General features: G+C 64.4%; 13 protein-coding genes and 3 pseudogenes. 4 read left to right on the top strand and 12 right to left on the bottom strand.

What is annotated here, in order from left to right:
* Positions 1-2 precede the first annotated feature (2 nt).
* The 5 genes and pseudogenes from C1A35_RS05235 to napE all read right to left on the bottom strand — a co-directional run bounded on the left by C1A35_RS05235 (position 3) and on the right by napE (position 3,976).
* Positions 3-536: a nitrate reductase cytochrome c-type subunit gene (locus C1A35_RS05235; RefSeq protein WP_104663269.1), complete on the bottom strand. Its 534-nt coding sequence runs from the start codon at positions 534-536 to the stop codon at positions 3-5.
* Positions 503-3,010 carry a periplasmic nitrate reductase subunit alpha gene (napA, locus tag C1A35_RS05230; RefSeq protein ID WP_104663268.1) on the bottom strand — a complete coding sequence of 836 codons (2,508 nt, stop codon included), beginning with the start codon at positions 3,008-3,010 and terminating at the stop codon, positions 503-505. The genes C1A35_RS05235 and napA overlap by 34 nt, the downstream gene beginning before the upstream one ends.
* A pseudogene (locus C1A35_RS05225) lies at positions 2,985-3,285 on the bottom strand (chaperone NapD). Before C1A35_RS05225 ends, napA begins: the two are co-directional and overlap by 26 nt.
* Positions 3,278-3,778, bottom strand: coding sequence for a ferredoxin-type protein NapF (gene napF / locus C1A35_RS05220; protein ID WP_104663266.1), 501 nt, complete (start codon positions 3,776-3,778; stop codon positions 3,278-3,280). Before napF ends, C1A35_RS05225 begins: the two are co-directional and overlap by 8 nt.
* A gap of 9 nt (positions 3,779-3,787) precedes the next feature.
* Complete coding sequence (gene napE / locus C1A35_RS05215; protein WP_104663265.1) at positions 3,788-3,976, bottom strand: periplasmic nitrate reductase, NapE protein; 189 nt, start codon at positions 3,974-3,976, stop codon at positions 3,788-3,790.
* A 345-nt stretch (positions 3,977-4,321) separates the two neighbouring features.
* Here napE and C1A35_RS05210 point away from each other — a divergent pair, with 345 nt between their 5' ends.
* Positions 4,322-4,741, top strand: a complete 420-nt coding sequence (locus tag C1A35_RS05210) for a DUF4180 domain-containing protein (protein ID WP_234822750.1) — start codon at positions 4,322-4,324, stop codon at positions 4,739-4,741.
* A gap of 107 nt (positions 4,742-4,848) precedes the next feature.
* The gene (locus C1A35_RS05205; protein WP_234822747.1) at positions 4,849-5,436 is read left to right on the top strand and encodes a GNAT family N-acetyltransferase; all 588 of its coding nucleotides are present in this window, start codon (positions 4,849-4,851) and stop codon (positions 5,434-5,436) included.
* Positions 5,437-5,499: 63 nt separating this feature from the next.
* Here C1A35_RS05205 and C1A35_RS05200 read toward each other — a convergent pair whose 3' ends face one another.
* Complete coding sequence (locus C1A35_RS05200) at positions 5,500-6,939, bottom strand: MFS transporter (protein WP_104663263.1); 1,440 nt, start codon at positions 6,937-6,939, stop codon at positions 5,500-5,502.
* Positions 6,940-7,225: 286 nt separating this feature from the next.
* On the opposite strand from C1A35_RS05200, the gene C1A35_RS05195 reads away from it, so the two are divergent.
* Both C1A35_RS05195 and C1A35_RS05190 read left to right on the top strand, forming a co-directional pair.
* Complete coding sequence (locus C1A35_RS05195) at positions 7,226-8,116, top strand: LysR family transcriptional regulator (RefSeq protein WP_104663262.1); 891 nt, start codon at positions 7,226-7,228, stop codon at positions 8,114-8,116.
* A 168-nt stretch (positions 8,117-8,284) separates the two neighbouring features.
* Complete coding sequence (locus C1A35_RS05190; protein WP_104663261.1) at positions 8,285-8,647, top strand: VOC family protein; 363 nt, start codon at positions 8,285-8,287, stop codon at positions 8,645-8,647.
* A gap of 94 nt (positions 8,648-8,741) precedes the next feature.
* Here the strand turns inward: C1A35_RS05190 and hchA are convergent, their stop codons facing one another.
* The 6 genes and pseudogenes from hchA to C1A35_RS05160 form a co-directional block, all read right to left on the bottom strand.
* On the bottom strand, positions 8,742-9,596 hold the full coding sequence (hchA, locus tag C1A35_RS05185; protein WP_104663260.1) for a glyoxalase III HchA: 855 nt from the start codon (positions 9,594-9,596) through the stop codon (positions 8,742-8,744).
* Between the two features lie 91 nt (positions 9,597-9,687).
* A pseudogene (locus C1A35_RS05180) lies at positions 9,688-9,819 on the bottom strand (arsenical-resistance protein); the annotation flags it as partial.
* Positions 9,819-10,010: pseudogene (locus C1A35_RS05175) on the bottom strand (ArsR/SmtB family transcription factor); the annotation flags it as partial. The pseudogenes C1A35_RS05180 and C1A35_RS05175, both read right to left, overlap by 1 nt.
* Positions 10,011-10,107: 97 nt before the next feature.
* On the bottom strand, positions 10,108-12,417 hold the full coding sequence (locus tag C1A35_RS05170) for a rhodanese-like domain-containing protein (protein ID WP_104663259.1): 2,310 nt from the start codon (positions 12,415-12,417) through the stop codon (positions 10,108-10,110).
* A gap of 123 nt (positions 12,418-12,540) precedes the next feature.
* On the bottom strand, positions 12,541-14,277 hold the full coding sequence (locus tag C1A35_RS05165; RefSeq protein ID WP_104663258.1) for an adenylate/guanylate cyclase domain-containing protein: 1,737 nt from the start codon (positions 14,275-14,277) through the stop codon (positions 12,541-12,543).
* 236 nt (positions 14,278-14,513) lie between these two features.
* Complete coding sequence (locus C1A35_RS05160) at positions 14,514-15,122, bottom strand: histidine phosphatase family protein (RefSeq protein ID WP_104663257.1); 609 nt, start codon at positions 15,120-15,122, stop codon at positions 14,514-14,516.
* Positions 15,123-15,283 lie beyond the last annotated feature (161 nt).

The following is a 15,283-nucleotide window of genomic DNA, read 5'->3' as shown; positions in this document are numbered from 1 at the left end:
CGTCACTCGCTTCCGGCCGGCTTGAAACCCAGTTCGCTCATGTCCTTGAAATTGCTCGGCACCAGCGGGCTGGTGTCGGCCTGCGGCACGTGGCACGCCGTGCAGAAATAGCGCCGCGGCGAAACGTCGGCGATCATCTGCCCGTCGCGCGTCATGTAATGGGTGACGCTGATCATCGGCGCGCCGGAATCCTGGGTGAACTCGCGCTTGTGGCAGGACAGGCACCGGTTGGCATTGACCGAAAGCTCATAGCCCTCGATCGAATGCGGGATGACCGGAGGCTGGTCGGGATAGGCGCGCATCTTGCGCTTGTCGTCGACCACCCATTTCGGCAGCGGTGCTGCCGCCTCCGTCGCCATCTGCGGCGTCGGGCCCTCGAGCTGCGGCACCAGCTTTTCGGCCACTTGCGCGACGGCCGCCGTGGTGACGAAGACCATCAGGGCAGCAGCAAGGGCTATCCAGAAAGGCCGTTTCGAACCGGCCTCAGTCAGCCGTGACCACCCTAGAGGGTGACGGGAACGATCTTGACCGCGCATTTTTTGAAATCCGTCTGTTTGGAGATGGGATCGGTGGCGTCGAGGGTAACCTTGTTGATCAGCTGGCTGGCATCGAACCAGGGAACAAAGACAACGCCGGGCGGCATGCGGTTGCGGCCGCGGATGTCGACACGCGAGCGGATTTCGCCGCGCCGCGAGACGATGCGCACTTCCATGCCCTGGTTGATGCCGCGCTTGCGCGCATCCTCGGCATTCATGAAGACGCGGGCGCCGGGAAACGCCTTGTAGAGTTCCGGCACCCGCATGGTCATCGAACCCGAGTGCCAGTGTTCGAGCACGCGGCCGGTCACCAGCCAGGTATCGTATTCCTCATCCGGGGATTCGGCCGGCGGCTCGTAGGGCACGGCAAGGATGATCGCCTTGCCGTCCTTGTTGCCGTAGAACTTCACGCCCTCGCCCGCCTTCACGTAAGGGTCGAAGCCCTCGCGGTAGCGCCAGCGCGTCTCCTGGCCGTTGACGACGGGCCAGCGCAGGCCGCGCACCTCGTGATAGGTGTCGTAGGGCGCCAGATCATGGCCGTGGCCGCGGCCGAATTCGGCGTATTCCTCGAACATTCCCTTCTGGATGTAGAAGCCGAAGTCCTTGGCCTCGTTGTTGTCGTACTCGGCGCTGACGTCCGTCAGCGGATAACGGTCGACCTCGCCGTTCTTGAAGAGAACGTCGAACAGCGTCTTGCCGCGATATTCGGGGCTCGCGTCGAGGATCTCCTTCGGCCACACTTCGTCGGTGATGAAGCGCTTGGAGAATTCCACCATCTGCCAGAGGTCCGAGCGCGCCTCGCCAGGCGCCTGCACGAGCTGGTGCCAGACATGGGTGCGCCGCTCGGCGTTGCCGTAGGCCCCTTCCTTCTCCACCCACATGGCGGCGGGCAGGATGAGATCGGCGCTCATCGCCGTGATCGTCGGATAGGCGTCGGAGACGACGATGAAATTGTCCGGGTTGCGATAGCCCTGCCAGGTCTCGTTGGCGGTGTTCGGCCCCGCCTGGACGTTGTTGTTGACCTGCACCCAGTAGAAATTGAGCTTGCCGTCCTTCAGCATCCGGTCCTGCTGCACGGCGTGATAGCCGGGCTTTTCCGGGATGATGCCGTGCGGGATGCGCCAGATCTCCTCCGCATGCTTGCGATGCTCGGGATTGGTCACAACCATGTCGGCCGGCAGCCGGTGGGCAAAGGTGCCGACCTCGCGCGCGGTGCCACAGGCCGACGGCTGACCGGTCAGCGAGAACGGGCTGTTGCCCGGCTCGGAAATCTTGCCGGTCAAGAGATGCAGGTTATAGACCATCTGGTTGGCCCAGACGCCGCGCACATGCTGGTTGAAGCCCATGGTCCAGAGCGACATCACCTTGCGGCTCGGGTCGGCATAGAGCTCGGCAAGCTGTTCGAGGAATTCCGGGTCGACGCCGGTCATCTCGGCTGTCTTCTTCAGCGTGTATTCGGAAACGAATTCCTTGAACGCCGCGAAATCCATCGGCTCGGTCTTGCCGGGATCCTTGGAGTTGGCGGCATTAACCTCGACCGGGTTGTCGGGCCTCAAGCCATAGCCGATGTCGGTAACGCCGCGAGCAAACTTCGTGTGCTTGTTGACGAAATCCTCGTTGACCCTGCCGGTCGTAATGATGTGGTTGGCGATATAGTTGAGGATGACGAGGTCGGTGCCCGGCTTGAAGACGATGGGGATATCGGCCAGATCCATGCTGCGATGGGTAAAGGTCGAAAGCACCGCGACGCGCACATGCGGCTGGCCGAGACGCCGGTCGGCGACGCGGGTCCAGAGAATGGGGTGCATCTCCGCCATGTTCGAGCCCCAGAGCACGAAGGCGTCGGCATTCTCGAAATCGTCATAGCAGCCCATCGGCTCGTCCATGCCGAAGGTGCGCATGAAGGCGACGGCGGCCGACGCCATGCAGTGGCGGGCATTGGGGTCGAGATTGTTGGAGCGGAAGCCTGCGCGCATCAGCTTGGTCGCCGCATAGCCCTCGAAGATCGTCCATTGGCCGGAGCCGAACATGCCGACCGCCGTCGGCCCCTTCTCCTTCAGGACCTTTTTTGCCTGCTCGGCCATCACGTTGAAGGCTTCGTCCCAGCTCACCGGTTCGAACTCGCCGTCCTTGGCGTAGGCGCCGCCGCGCTTCCTTAGGAGCGGCGTCGTCAGCCGGTCGTTGCCGTACATGATCTTGGAAAGGAAATAGCCCTTGATGCAGTTGAGGCCGCGGTTGACCTCCGCCTGCATGTCGCCATGGGTGGCGACCACCTGGCCTTCCTTGACGCCCACCATGACGCCGCAGCCCGTGCCGCAGAAGCGGCAGGGCGCCTTCGACCATTTGATTTCCAGCGCGTTGACGCCACCCGGCACCGGCTGGGCTGCGGCAGGTAGCGCAATGCCGGCCGTGGCGGCGGCGATGCCGGCCGCATGGGCCTTCAGAATGTCACGCCGCGTCAGTTCTCCGCTCATGGCTCCTGCCTTTCCTCTTCCATTTCCACATGCTCGAAAACCATGTTGGCCGAGATCACCCCGTCGAGCAGCGAGATCTGCGTCAGGCGTTCGCCGAGCGCGCCCGTGCTTTTGCCTTCGATGACGACGACGATCTTGCCGCCGCCATGGCCATGGATTTCGACGTTCTCCATTCCTTCAAGCACAGCCAGCACGGATTCGGTGGCCTGCGGCATCGTGGCGACCACGGCGCTCGAAATGTGATAGGGCGTGCCCGCCTTTGCGGCCTCAGACATGCGCCACCTCCTTTTCCAGCGCCTTCACCGCAATCGCGCCGACGGGGCAGCCACTGAGGCAGGCGCCGCAACCGGTGCACGTCGCGTCGTTGATTTCAGGCAGGAACGGGCCGCCGATGCGCGGGCGAAAGCGGATCGCCTGCTCCGGACAGCTTTCGCCGCAGGACTGGCAGGCAACGTTCCGGCGCGCCAGGCACGTATCGGTGATGGCCGCGACGTGGGGGAAGCGCCACACGTCCTTCGTCTCGAATACGGGTTCGGGACAGGCGTCCGCGCAGGCGCCACAAAAGGTGCATTCGCCGCCCGAAAAGTCGACGAAGGGATGGCCGCCTTCAAGGCGGATGATGTCGGTGGGACATCGCTCGACACAGGCGCCGCAGCCGGTGCAGGCGGCAAGGCTCAGCTCCGACACACCGGGCGGCCGGATGCGCGCGGGCCTTGCGGCAGCGCGGCCGGTAAAGAGTTCACGGCGTGAGAGAGGTTCGACCTTCATGGCTCGACCTCAATGCCCGGGCGGGCCCGGCGGGCCGAAGATGATCTGCAGCATCCAGACAAGGAAGCCATAGCCGCCGACGATACCGACGGCGACGATCGGCCAGATGCCGAAAGCGAGCACGAAGAAGGTGATGAGTTCGGCGCGCCGCGATCGCGGTGGCTTTTCGATCGGCTGTTGCTGAACGAGTTCCGACATTTCCGCGTCCCCCAACACAATCTAAAGTAAGATGCGCCACCCGAAATAAAAATCAATCCCATGACTTGCCGATGACACGCCTGAATCGTCGCTGAGAGTAATTACCGAACGGACCGGGTCATTGATCTGGGTCAAATCGACAGGAAACCGAAACAAGAATCGCCAGAAATTCTCGACGCACCTGCCGAAACAACTTGCGGCGACCGCTGAATTTTCCGATTTTCGTTATATTTACACAAATATAACGAAAATCGCTTCAGTCGTCAGGATAGGCCAAACATCGCAAGGCACAGGCGAATCACGCGGACCACGGACGCTGCATCTCCCCGGCGCGGCGCTGAGGAAATGATCGTCCTTGCAACCCAGAGCTTTATCCCCTATCCCGGACGCATGACACAGCTTCTCGAAATCGGAACCGCGCGCGTGCTGAAATGCGCGGCTAGTGGCCCTCTCCTTGCGGCACCGGGCGACGCCAATGATTTTCTCGGCGACGCTTGGGCGCATGAGGCGACCGTCGTGGCGATCCCGGTGGAACGGCTCGGGCCCGATTTTCTCGATCTTTCGACCCGCATCGCCGGCGACGTCTTCCAGAAATTCGTCAACTACCACATGCGTCTCGCCATCGTCGGCGATATCGGCGCCAGGCTCGAGGCGAGCAAGGCGCTGACCGATTTCGTGCGCGAGACGAACAAGGGCACATCCATCTGGTTCGTGCCGGACTTCGAGACGCTGCGGACAAAGCTGGAAGCCATCCCGGCCGCGTGAACGCCACTGGCATCCGGGGGTCGCGGGGCGCGCCTTTGCCGTTGTGGGCGGACACCGCCAGGTTAAGCTCGCCGCCAGCGTTTTCGGCCAAGCAGGTACCAGGCCCAATGACGACCAGACCGCCAGCGATGAAATCCGGGCTCTCCCCTTCCGTGCGCCTGCGCACCGATCGTCTCCTCCTGCGCCCGACCACGCCTGCGGATGCACCCCGCGCCTTCGAAATCCAGTCCGATTGGGATGTGACGCGCATGCTGCGCATGGCGCTATTCCCGCCTGATCTCGACGACATGACCGGCTGGTTCGGCGAGCATCCGCGCGAATGGTTGGCGGGTACGGCCTTTCGATTCGCCATCGAGCGCGCCGGCCGCATGATCGGCGTGGTCGATCTCGACGAGATCGACGGCGAGGAAGGCGAACTCGGCTACTGGCTGGAAAGGCCGAGCTGGGGAAAGGGCTATGCCTTCGAGGCAGCAGAGGCGGTCGTGGATTTTGCTTTCCGCCAGGTCGGGCTGTTGGCGCTTCGCTCCGGGCACGCGGCCGACAATCCGGCATCCGGCAAGGTGCTGCTCAAGCTCGGCTTTCGCCCGCTGCTTTCCATGCGCAAGCTCTCCCGTTCAAGGGGCGAGGAGATCCTGCATCAAAGCTACGGCCTCACCGCCAATGCGTGGCGAAACCGGCCGGACGCCGACCGCTGAGGGCCAGCCGGCCATTTCGCTCGGGTCCGCCCGGTCACCGACGCCCCGAGACGGTCCCGTCCACTACGCCGACGCCTCTCCGCTCCGCATGATGCGCTTGCCAAGCGCCCTGCCCCCAACCGCGATTGCAAGGGCGATCACCGTCAAAAGCCCGGCCACGGCGAAGGTCACCTGCATGCCCCGGGCGACCGCCTCAGGCGCCGCTTCGGAAACCTCGCTCGCCCCCACGGCCGAAGCGAAGACCGCGCCCAGGACGGATGCGCCGGTCACGAGGCCGAGATTGCGCGAGAGGTTGACGAGGCCGGAAACGACGCCGCGCCGGTCCGCGCTCACATCCGCCATGACCGCCGTATTGTTGGCCGCCTGGAACAGTTGGTAGCCGGGCGTCAAAAGCGCGATCGCCGCGATATAGCCCGCAACGCCCAAAAGCCCCGGCAGCAGCACCAGCGCCGCACAGCCCGCAACCATCGCTGCAAGACCGACCGTGACTACGAAGCCCGCGCCCAGGCGATCGACGATACGGCCGGCGACCACGCCACCAAAGGCCGAGATGACCGGACCGACCGACAGGACGAGCCCGACCATCGCCGCATCTAGCCCCAGCCCGCGCGACAGATAAAACGGCCCGACCACCAGCGTTGCCATCATCACGGTCGAGACAAGCGCATTGGTCGAAAGCCCGCGGCTGAAAACCGGATCGCGCAACATCGCCGGCCGGATCAGCGGTGAGGCTACCTTGGTCTCGACCCGCAGGAACAGCGCGAGACCCACAGCGGCGACCGAAAGCAGCGCGACATTGAGCGCGCCGAAACTGCCGCGTCCCACCGTCATCGCCAATGCATAGGCGCCGAGCGAAAGCGCAAGCAGCAACGTGCCCACGACGTCGAAGCGTGCGCGTTCCCTGCCCTCATTCCCCTTGTCGGCCGGCAGATGCCGATGGGCAAGCACGAGCGCCAGAAGCCCCAGCGGCACGTTGACGAGGAAGATCGCCCGCCAGCCGGGGCCGGCCAGCAATGCACCGCCGAGCGACGGCCCGAGCGCGGTGCCGATGGCCGACATGGTGCCGATGAGCCCCATGGCGCTGCCGGTCTTCTCCTTCGCCACCGCCTCGCCGACAAAAGCCATGGTCAGCGCCATCATGATCGCAGCCCCGATGCCCTGCACCACCCGCACCGCGACGAGCAGCGGGAAAGCGGGCGTCAGGCCGCAAAGCACCGAGGCTGCGGTAAAGAGCGCGATGCCGGCAAGCAGAAGCCGCCGCCGGCCGACGATATCGCCGAGCCGCCCGACGCTGACGATCAGCGTGGTGATGGCAAGCAGATAGGCAAGCACCACCCATTGCACCGCCTGGAACGAGACACCGAAAGCATCCGCCAGCGCCGGAAGCGCCACATTGGCGCTGCTGGTGCCAAGCGAAGAGAGCAGCATGGAAAGCGAGAGGCTGGTGAGCACCCAGCGAACCGAGGCGGTGGCGGGAGCGCTGGCAGTTTTCGTCGCGCTCATCGCCCACTTCCCGCGCGCGGGGTTTCACGCCGATCATGGGCAGCGCGGGAAATCGAGGGGAAACAAGAAGCTAGCGCGCCTTCATGATTCAAAACATGCGGCAACGACTTCCGGTCAGACGGGGAAATCGGGGCGGGCACAAGCGGGCATGGGATCATCGGAAAACCCTCCAAGGTCGGTTCTCCAAAAAATTAGACCTCGCCTTCATATGGCGGAAGGCGCAGCATTTGCACTTCATTCGTGCGTTTGACGCCACATCATCGATGAACTCGTGTTATGAAGGGCGATGACCAGACCGGATCTCAACCTGCTCGTGACCCTCGACGTGCTGCTTGCGGAAGGCAGCGTCGCCCGCGCCGCAAGGCGCCTGCGGCTCAGCCCCTCGGCCATGAGCCGGGCGCTGGCAAGGCTGCGCGAGGCGACCGGCGATCCGCTGCTGGTGCGCGCCGGCCGCGGGCTTGTGCCGACGCCGAGGGCGCTGGAACTGCGCAGCCGCATCGGCCCGCTCGTCGAGGCGGCCGAGGCCTGCCTGCGTCCGGCCGAAAACCTGGATCTGAAGACGCTTTCCCGTACCTTCACGCTCAGGAACCGCGAGGGTTTCGTCGAAAATTTCGGCGCGGCGCTGATTGCCCGCGTTGCAAGCCAAGCGCCCGGCGTGCGTCTGCGCTTCGTGCAGAAGCTCGACCGGGAAAGCAGCCAACTTCGCGACGGAACCGTCGACCTCGAAACCGCCGTGGTCAGCGAGACGACCGGTCCGGAACTGCGGGCGCAGGCGCTTTTCCACGACCGTTTCGTCGGCGTCATCCGATCGGGCCATCCGCTGGCGAGCGGCGAAGTCACGACCACCCGCTACGCCAGCGCCCGCCACATCCACGTCTCGCGCCGCGGCAACGACGCCGGTCCGATCGATGCGGCCCTTGCGGCCCTCGAACTCAGCCGCGAGATCGCCGCCACCGTCGGCAGCTTCTCCGAGGCGCTGGCGCTCGCGCGTGCCACCGACCTCGTCGCCAGCGTTCCCGAGCGCTATACCGGGAGCCTGCGCGAAAACCTCGTCACCTTCCCCCTGCCTGTCGCCCTGCCCGAAATCACCATCTCGCTGCTCTGGCACCCGCGTCTCGACGCCGATCCGGCGCATCGCTGGCTAAGGGCCTGCGTGCGGGAGGTGTGCACCGCATAAGACCAAGGCAGCCCCGGACGGCTACCAATGGCAGGCGATGCGCCTTGACGACGACCTGCGCGGCGCGGCCGCCCCGGTTGCCTCCGAAAGGCCCTCGGGGTATTGGCCTGACGGGGGCCGCGATGCAGCCATGGGACGGCTGCCCTTGAGCGACGCATAGGAGAGTTCATGTTCGACCACGTCAAATTCGGTGTCCGCGACTATGCGGCAAGCCTCGACTTCTACCTGAAGGCGCTCGAACCGCTCGGCGTCTCCGTGGTCGATCATGGCGCGCACGGCGTCGAGATGAGCACGGACGGCAAGTCGTCCCTGTGCCTCTACCAAACCGACGAAAAGCCGGCGCATCTTCATGTGGCCTTCATGGCCGCGACCCGCGAGCAGGTCGACGCCTTCTACCACGCAGCCCTTGCGGCCGGCGGCAAGGACAACGGCGCCCCCGGCCTGCGCCCGCGCTACCACGCCAACTACTACGCAGCCTTCGTTTTCGATCCGGACGGCCACAATATCGAGGCGGTCTGCCACGAGGCCTGAGGCCGGGGGCCCGACCGGGTCCCTGCTCGCCTCTCCGCGGCGGGTGTCGTCATCGGGCATCGGCATCGGGCGGGTTAAGCCGAGATTCATCCGGTTATTCGCCGGCGATTTCCTTGAGCAGTGCTTCCGCCGCCAGTTTGCCCAGAGCATTTCCCGCCAGCGGGCTGTCTCCGGTCAACAGCCTGCGGTCCCGATGCACGGCACCGGAAATACCGTCGTTGATGATGTCCATACCCAGCTGATTCTTGAGCTTCTCGCCGAATTTCCAGGTCAGGCGGCCAGGCATATAGCCGATCTCGGGTGTCTCGGCATCCATCGCATCGGGAAACGCGCAGATTTTGTATCCGCGATAGATGTCGCTGTTGCCGACAGCAAGGAAGGCCGCCGGACCGTGGCAGAGCGATATGACGAACCTGTCTTTCGCTGCCGCCCATTCCAGGGCAGCCTTCACATCCCCGCTTTCGGGCAGGCCAATCAAGGCGCCATGCCCGCCGGGAACGAAAATGGCGACGTAGTCATCGAGGCCCTGCTCGATCACCGTCGACAACTTCAGAGGCTGCTTGAACTGTGCACTGTAGCTAGTGAAGAAGGTCTTCACCTCATCGTCCTCGGTCGGCATGGCCCAGTATTCGAATTTCACGGGATTGCCCGACAGCGTCGCCACATCGAAGGCAAAGCCGGCCTTGTCGACATGGTACATTGGCAGCAACGTCTCCAGCGGATGGTTGCCAGTTGAGAAGAACGTACCGTTGTCGGTTAAGAGGTAGCGCTCATCCGCACCGATCATCAGCACCTTTCTCCCGCCCTTGTAAGGATTTGGGTAGTCAGCGCCGCCGAGGTTGGATTTCGGCGACGTGAACTGGCTCAGCGAGTAGGGGGAAGGGAAAAAGGCATTGTCCTCTGCTGGATCACGCGTCGGAGTCATTTCGGGAGTTTTCTGATTGGTCATTTCAATGCCCCCCTGCTTTTCTTTCTACGACGACCATCAACGTCACGCTTCCCCAAAAGGTTCCGCCGGCTGCGCTACCGATCATCACGCCGACGGTCACGCTGATGCCGCGCCAGCGGCGCCCCACCTCGGACAGCGACCGGAAGTCGGTCTTCATGAGCATCGGGATGATCGTCAGCCAGATGAGGATCGCGACCGGAATGTTGACTTTGGCGATCTCGGCTACGGCTTCGGTTCGGGAGCGCAGCACAAGGCTGCGGCAGTGGCCGGCGCGCAGATTTCCGGGTTTCCGCCGCAGCAGTCTTCCATCAGGAAGCGGACGAGACCGGCAAGCGCATCGTAGGCCGCGCGATAGATGATCGAGCGGGATTCGCGCTGCTGGGTGATCAGGCCGGCGCGCTCCAGTTCCTTCAATGTTCGAGCGCGAGACCGCCACCTTTTCCGCCAGCCCAAGCGGCTGCTGCGGGCGCCGGGTAACGGCCGCGATGGATCGCGGCCATCCCTGCCCGAACTACTTCCGGACCTCGATCACGAGCGGATAGCCCTCGTCGTCCCAGTCCTGAAATCCGCCGGCGAAATAGTAGACGTGGGTGTAGCCCCAGGCGATCGCCTTGGCCGATGCATAGGCGGCATGGGTGCAGTTCCTGCCCTGACAATAGAAGGCGACCTCGTCCTTCTTTCCCGCCACCTGGGCGAGGCTTTCCTTCGATAACGCGGTCAGCAGCGACAGGTTGATGGCCCTCGGGAGATGGCCGATGTCATAGGTGAGCGGAGCCCGCACATCGATGAAGGTCACGCCGCGCGCCAGCAGCGCCCTTGCCTCCGCCACATCGACCTTTATCGTTTTGTCGACGCTCAACTCCCCCTTCGTCAGCGTCATGAGCCTTACATAGTCGGCAAGCGCCAGGTCCGTGCCGGCACCCTCGGGCAATCCGGCCTTGCGCAACCCTTCCTGCAGGCGCGCAATGTAGGGCCTGTGGTAGCTGAAAACGCTGCCATACCATTCATAGGCGCTTTCCTGGACGGTGAGCGGGTCGCCCAGGCTGGACGCAGCCAGCTTGTTGTATTGGTCGACCAGCGCCGCAATGCCGCCCGTGCGTCCGAGATGGCCGTAGCTCGCGATCAAGGTGGCATAGTCCGCCAGAAGGGCAGACTTCGTTTCGATCACGGGTTCATAGGTGTCGGCGGCCTGCTGGTACTTCCCTTGGCAGAAGAGCGACACCGCCAGCATGCGCAGCGTCGCCCGCGCGGGATGGGGATCGAACCGCATCGCCTGGCGGACCTCCTGTTCCGCCTCCGCCGCGCGTCCCGTCGCGTTGAGGATCCGCGCCATGCCGACATGGTTGTCGGGATCGTTGGGCGCCAGCTTCACCGCCCGGCCGATGGCAGCGAACGCTTCGTCGTAGCGCCCCTGCTGTGCCAGCACCTGCGCCGAGATCGCATAGGCAAGCGGTGTCGGCCTCTCCATGGCCTTGGCAAGATTTCTGGTAAGGTTCCTGGACGCGGCTTCTCTGCGGGAGTAGTCAAAGGACAGGATGCTTGCCCGCCAGTTTGCCGCCGCCAGCGACGCGTAGGCGCGACTATAGTCCGGATCGAGCACGATCGCTTTCTGGAAGAATGTGGAGGCCGCAACCGTTTCGGCCTCGCTGTCGCGGCGAAGATGTTCCCAGCCGCGCAGCAAGGTGTCGTAGGCCTGCGGGTTCGTGGTTTCCGGCACCGCTGCCACGCTCTTCTCGGCACTCGTCAGCTTCACCGAGAGCGTCGAGACGATCTGTCCGATCACCCTGTCCTGCAAGCCGAACACGCCGCTCATTTCACCGTCATAGCGTTCGGCCCAGAGATGGTGCCCGTCGATGGCGTCGATCAGTTGCGCATTGACCCGGACATGGTTCCCCTCGCGACGCACGCTGCCCTCGAGAATGTAGTGCACACCCAGTTCCTCGGCCACCTGCTGCGCCTTGGTGGGCTTGCCCTTGTAGGCAAAGGTCGAGTTGCGCGCGATCACGAAGATGCCCGAGAGCTTCGAGAGTTCGGTGATCAGGTCGTCGGTCATGCCGTCGGCGAAATAGTTCTGCGCCGCATCGGAGCTGAGATTTTCGAAGGGCAGGACCGCGATCGAAGGCGTCTGGGGCAGCGGCAACGCCATCCGCGCAACGGACGCCGCGTCGGCGCCCTCGCGCCTCTGCACCAGCCAGGTGGCAGCAAGGCCGGCCAGGACCAGCAAGACAAAGCCAGCCGCAATTCCCCAGCCGCGACGATGCTTGAGGTGCAGGCGCCGATGCGGGACCTCCCCGTCGAACCGAACCCGATAGACGCGGACCGGACGCTGGATGTTCTTCACGTGCTGCTCGCCGATGAATTCCAGCGGCAGTTCGAACTTGCCCTGCAGGTGATCGAAGGCGGTGCCGGAAAGGAACAGCCCTCCCGGCTCGCATATCTGCTCGAGCCGGGCCGCGACATTGACCCCATCGCCGAGCAGGTCGTCCCCGTCGACCACGACATCGCCAAGATTGATGCCCATGCGCAGGAGCATCCGCTGCTCGGGCGGCACGTCCGACTGGCGAGCGGCGGCCTCCTTCTGCGATGCGACAGCACAGGCGACGGCATCGACGACGGAGCCGAACTCCACGATCGCGCCGTCGCCCATGAGCTTCACGATGCGTCCGTGATAGTCCAGTCGCAGGGGATCGAAGATGTCGGAACGCCACGCCTTGATGGCAGCCAGCGTCCGCGCCTCGTCGGCCTCCATCAGTCGCGAGTAACCGACGATGTCGAGGGCGAGAATGGCCACCAGCCGCCGTTCGGCGCGACCTGCTTCCATAGCCACCTCTCCCGAAGGTGCAGAAGACCCCGCAATTACGCTGTCAGGGGCCGAAACCACGTCCTCGTGCCCCTGAATCCATGCTTGATTCAAAATGCGGACCCGAAGGATGCGGACCGGTCCTCACCCGGCCCCCGCCTTCACCAGCCCCTCGCGCAGATGCTGCGCATCGCTCTCCTGTGCATAGTGCAGCGTGCCGAGAAACGTCCCGATCTCGAAGGCCGGGTTGAGCGCCCTGACCTTTTCCATATGGGCACCCGCCGCGACCCCGTCGCCCAGCCAGCCGTGGCAGGCGGCGACGAAGGCGTGCTGGGTTTCGTCCATGGCCGAAAGATGCATGAAGGCCTCGATCGCTTCGCCATATTGGCGGGCGCAGAAATGCGCCTTGCCGAGATGGCTCCAGAAGCGTTCCGGGTGGTGCGGGTTGAGCCGCATCGCCTTCAGGATCCACTCCGCCCCCTCCTCCGGCCGGCCGAGCCAGGTCAGGAGTTCGCCCTGCTGCACCACCACCAGGTCGTAGTTGGGATTGAGGAACAGCGCCCGCTCCTGGTGATAGCGCGCCGTCGTCAGCGCATTGTTGTTGACGTTGACGGCAGCCAGGATCCGGTGCACGTCGGCGTCGTTGTCGTCGAGCGAAAGCGCCCGTTCGAGCTCGGCATTGACCTCGGCCCAGGTCGCCTCGCGGTCGGCGCACCAGCCGTTGACCCAGGATTGCCCGAGGATACAGGCCCGCCAGGCATGGGCGTGGGCATAGCCGGGGTCGAGCGAAACCGCCCGGTCGATCAGCGCCTGCGCCTCGGCGTTGTCGGCAACGCTGCTGCGGTGATGCAGCACCTTGGCCGCAAGCGCACATTCATAGGCCGCCATGTTCGCGGGCTTGGTGCGTGAGAGCTGGTCGCGCTGCGCCGCCTCCAGCCGCCCGGGCACGGTCGCGGCGATCGCCGCCGTCACCTCGTCCTGGATGGCGAAGATGTCGTCGAGCTGCCGGTCGTATTTGTCGGCCCAGATATGGGCGTCGTTGGCGGCATCGATGAGCTGGACGGTGACACGCACCCGCCCGCCGATCTTGCGCACGCTGCCTTCCACCAGATATTGCGCCCCGAGGCTGGCCGCCACCTCGCGCACGTTCACCGAATGGTTCTTGTAGACGAAGCTCGAATTGCGCGAGATGACGAAGAGCTCGTGCCGTCGCGAAAGCTCGGTGATGATGTCCTCCGTCAGCCCGTCGGCGAAAAACTCCTGGTCCGGATCGCCGCTCATATTGTCGAAGGGCAAAACCACGATCGTCGGCTTGCAGACGCCCGTCGCCGCCGCACCTGCGGCCGGTGAAGTCGGCAGCTCGACGCTGTCGAGCCCGATGCGGTAGAGACGCACCGGGCGGCTGATGTTCTTCAGCGTCTTTTCGCCGAGGTCGTCGATCGGCAGCTCCAGCCGGTCGGTCACCTGCGTTGCCACTGCCGCCGTCACGCAGATGCCGCCGACCTCGGCCAGTTGCTCGGCGCGCGCGGCGATGTTGACACCATCGCCGAAGATGTCGTCGTCCTCGAAGATGATGTCGCCGAGATTGATGCCGATGCGGAACTCGATCCGCCGGTCCTCCGGCACGTCGGAATTGCGCCTCTTCATGCGCTGTTGAATCTCGACGGCACACTTGACCGCATCGGTCACGCTCTGGAATTCGACCAGCAGGCCGTCGCCGGTGGTCTTGATCAGCCGGCCCTTGTTCTTGGCGATCGCCGGGTCGATCAGCTCAATGCGGTGGGTGCGAAGGCGCGCAAGCGTGCCCGCTTCGTCGGCCTCCATCAGCCTGGAGTAGCCGGCCATGTCGGCCGCCAGCACTGCGGCTAATCTCTGCTCCATGGGTTTGCCAACTCTTGGGAAAAGCGGCCTCATCCGGAGGCCCGGACCAAGGAGATTACAGGGCAAATACTATCGCACGCGGGCACGATCGGCCACTTAAATTAGGAATACCTGCAAAAACGATGCCACGCCCGGCCGTCGACCGCGACGACAGCGCCGCGCATCTCATCAGACGCGCAAAGGTCGCTGTAACACTCTGATCTGCTGCATGTCTTTTTCCTTGGATCGAGGGCGATCTAAGGAGACACGCAGCAGGCGGGAACGCCCGCAGCCGCCCCCTCAACAAGGTGGAATTCACCGTCGACGAGGCGGTAGAACCCATCCTGCGGAACCGGCAGTTCCAGCATTTCCCGCTGCGAGAGCCCGGCATAGACGCCGCGCAGCAACCGCCCGAACAGCCCGTGGGAAATCGCGACGGTCGGCTGGCGGACATCGGCGATAAAGCCTTTCGCCCGGGCGCAGGCGGCATCGAAGCTCTCCCCGTCCGGCGAGCGGAAATACCAGTCGAAGGCGTCGGAACCGTCGAGCTTGCCCGGAAACTCGTTGTCGATCTCGAACATCGTCATGCCGTCCCAGGCTCCGACCGAAACCTCCATCAAGCGCGGATCCTCGCGGCGGGCAAGCGGCAGGACCCGCTCAACCCGGTCGGCCGTTTCGCGGGTCCGGCCAAGCGGGCTGACATGCATTTCGAAGGCTGGCGCCGCGCCGGCAATTTCCGTCGCGAGGAGTGCCGCAACGAGATCCGCCTGCTCGATGCCCCGCCTGGTCAGCGGTGAATCCTTCTGTCCCTGGAAGCGGCCGAGCGTGTTCCACACGGTCTCGCCATGGCGGAGAAGATAGATCAAGGCACGCCCTTTTGGAGAAATTGGCGCTGCCGGTCGCCGGCGGTGACAGCCGCCCTCGGCCTTGCAGCACCTCACGTAACGTCAGTTCAACCTATCGAACCGCGGTGCGGCGTCAACAGGCCACTTCACGCTGCGTGAGCGCGGTGAAAATGCGCGCCTAG

Source organism: Ensifer adhaerens, from assembly GCF_002940685.1.
Taxonomy (GTDB): Bacteria; Pseudomonadota; Alphaproteobacteria; order Rhizobiales; family Rhizobiaceae; genus Ensifer; species Ensifer adhaerens_E.
This window is presented reverse-complemented; position numbering and strand designations above follow the sequence as displayed.

Bases quoted from the DNA above. Each gene is read 5' to 3' on its own strand.
- C1A35_RS05235 (WP_104663269.1), bottom strand. From the start codon at position 536: ATGCGCGGTCAAGATCGTTCCCGTCACCCTCTAGGGTGGTCACGGCTG.
- napA (WP_104663268.1), bottom strand. From the start codon at position 3,010: ATGAGCGGAGAACTGACGCGGCGTGACATTCTGAAGGCCCATGCGGCC.
- napF (WP_104663266.1), bottom strand. From the start codon at position 3,778: ATGAAGGTCGAACCTCTCTCACGCCGTGAACTCTTTACCGGCCGCGCT.
- napE (WP_104663265.1), bottom strand. From the start codon at position 3,976: ATGTCGGAACTCGTTCAGCAACAGCCGATCGAAAAGCCACCGCGATCG.
- C1A35_RS05210 (WP_234822750.1), top strand. From the start codon at position 4,322: ATGATCGTCCTTGCAACCCAGAGCTTTATCCCCTATCCCGGACGCATG.
- C1A35_RS05205 (WP_234822747.1), top strand. From the start codon at position 4,849: ATGACGACCAGACCGCCAGCGATGAAATCCGGGCTCTCCCCTTCCGTG.
- C1A35_RS05200 (WP_104663263.1), bottom strand. From the start codon at position 6,939: ATGAGCGCGACGAAAACTGCCAGCGCTCCCGCCACCGCCTCGGTTCGC.
- C1A35_RS05195 (WP_104663262.1), top strand. From the start codon at position 7,226: ATGACCAGACCGGATCTCAACCTGCTCGTGACCCTCGACGTGCTGCTT.
- C1A35_RS05190 (WP_104663261.1), top strand. From the start codon at position 8,285: ATGTTCGACCACGTCAAATTCGGTGTCCGCGACTATGCGGCAAGCCTC.
- hchA (WP_104663260.1), bottom strand. From the start codon at position 9,596: ATGACCAATCAGAAAACTCCCGAAATGACTCCGACGCGTGATCCAGCA.
- C1A35_RS05170 (WP_104663259.1), bottom strand. From the start codon at position 12,417: ATGGAAGCAGGTCGCGCCGAACGGCGGCTGGTGGCCATTCTCGCCCTC.
- C1A35_RS05165 (WP_104663258.1), bottom strand. From the start codon at position 14,277: ATGGAGCAGAGATTAGCCGCAGTGCTGGCGGCCGACATGGCCGGCTAC.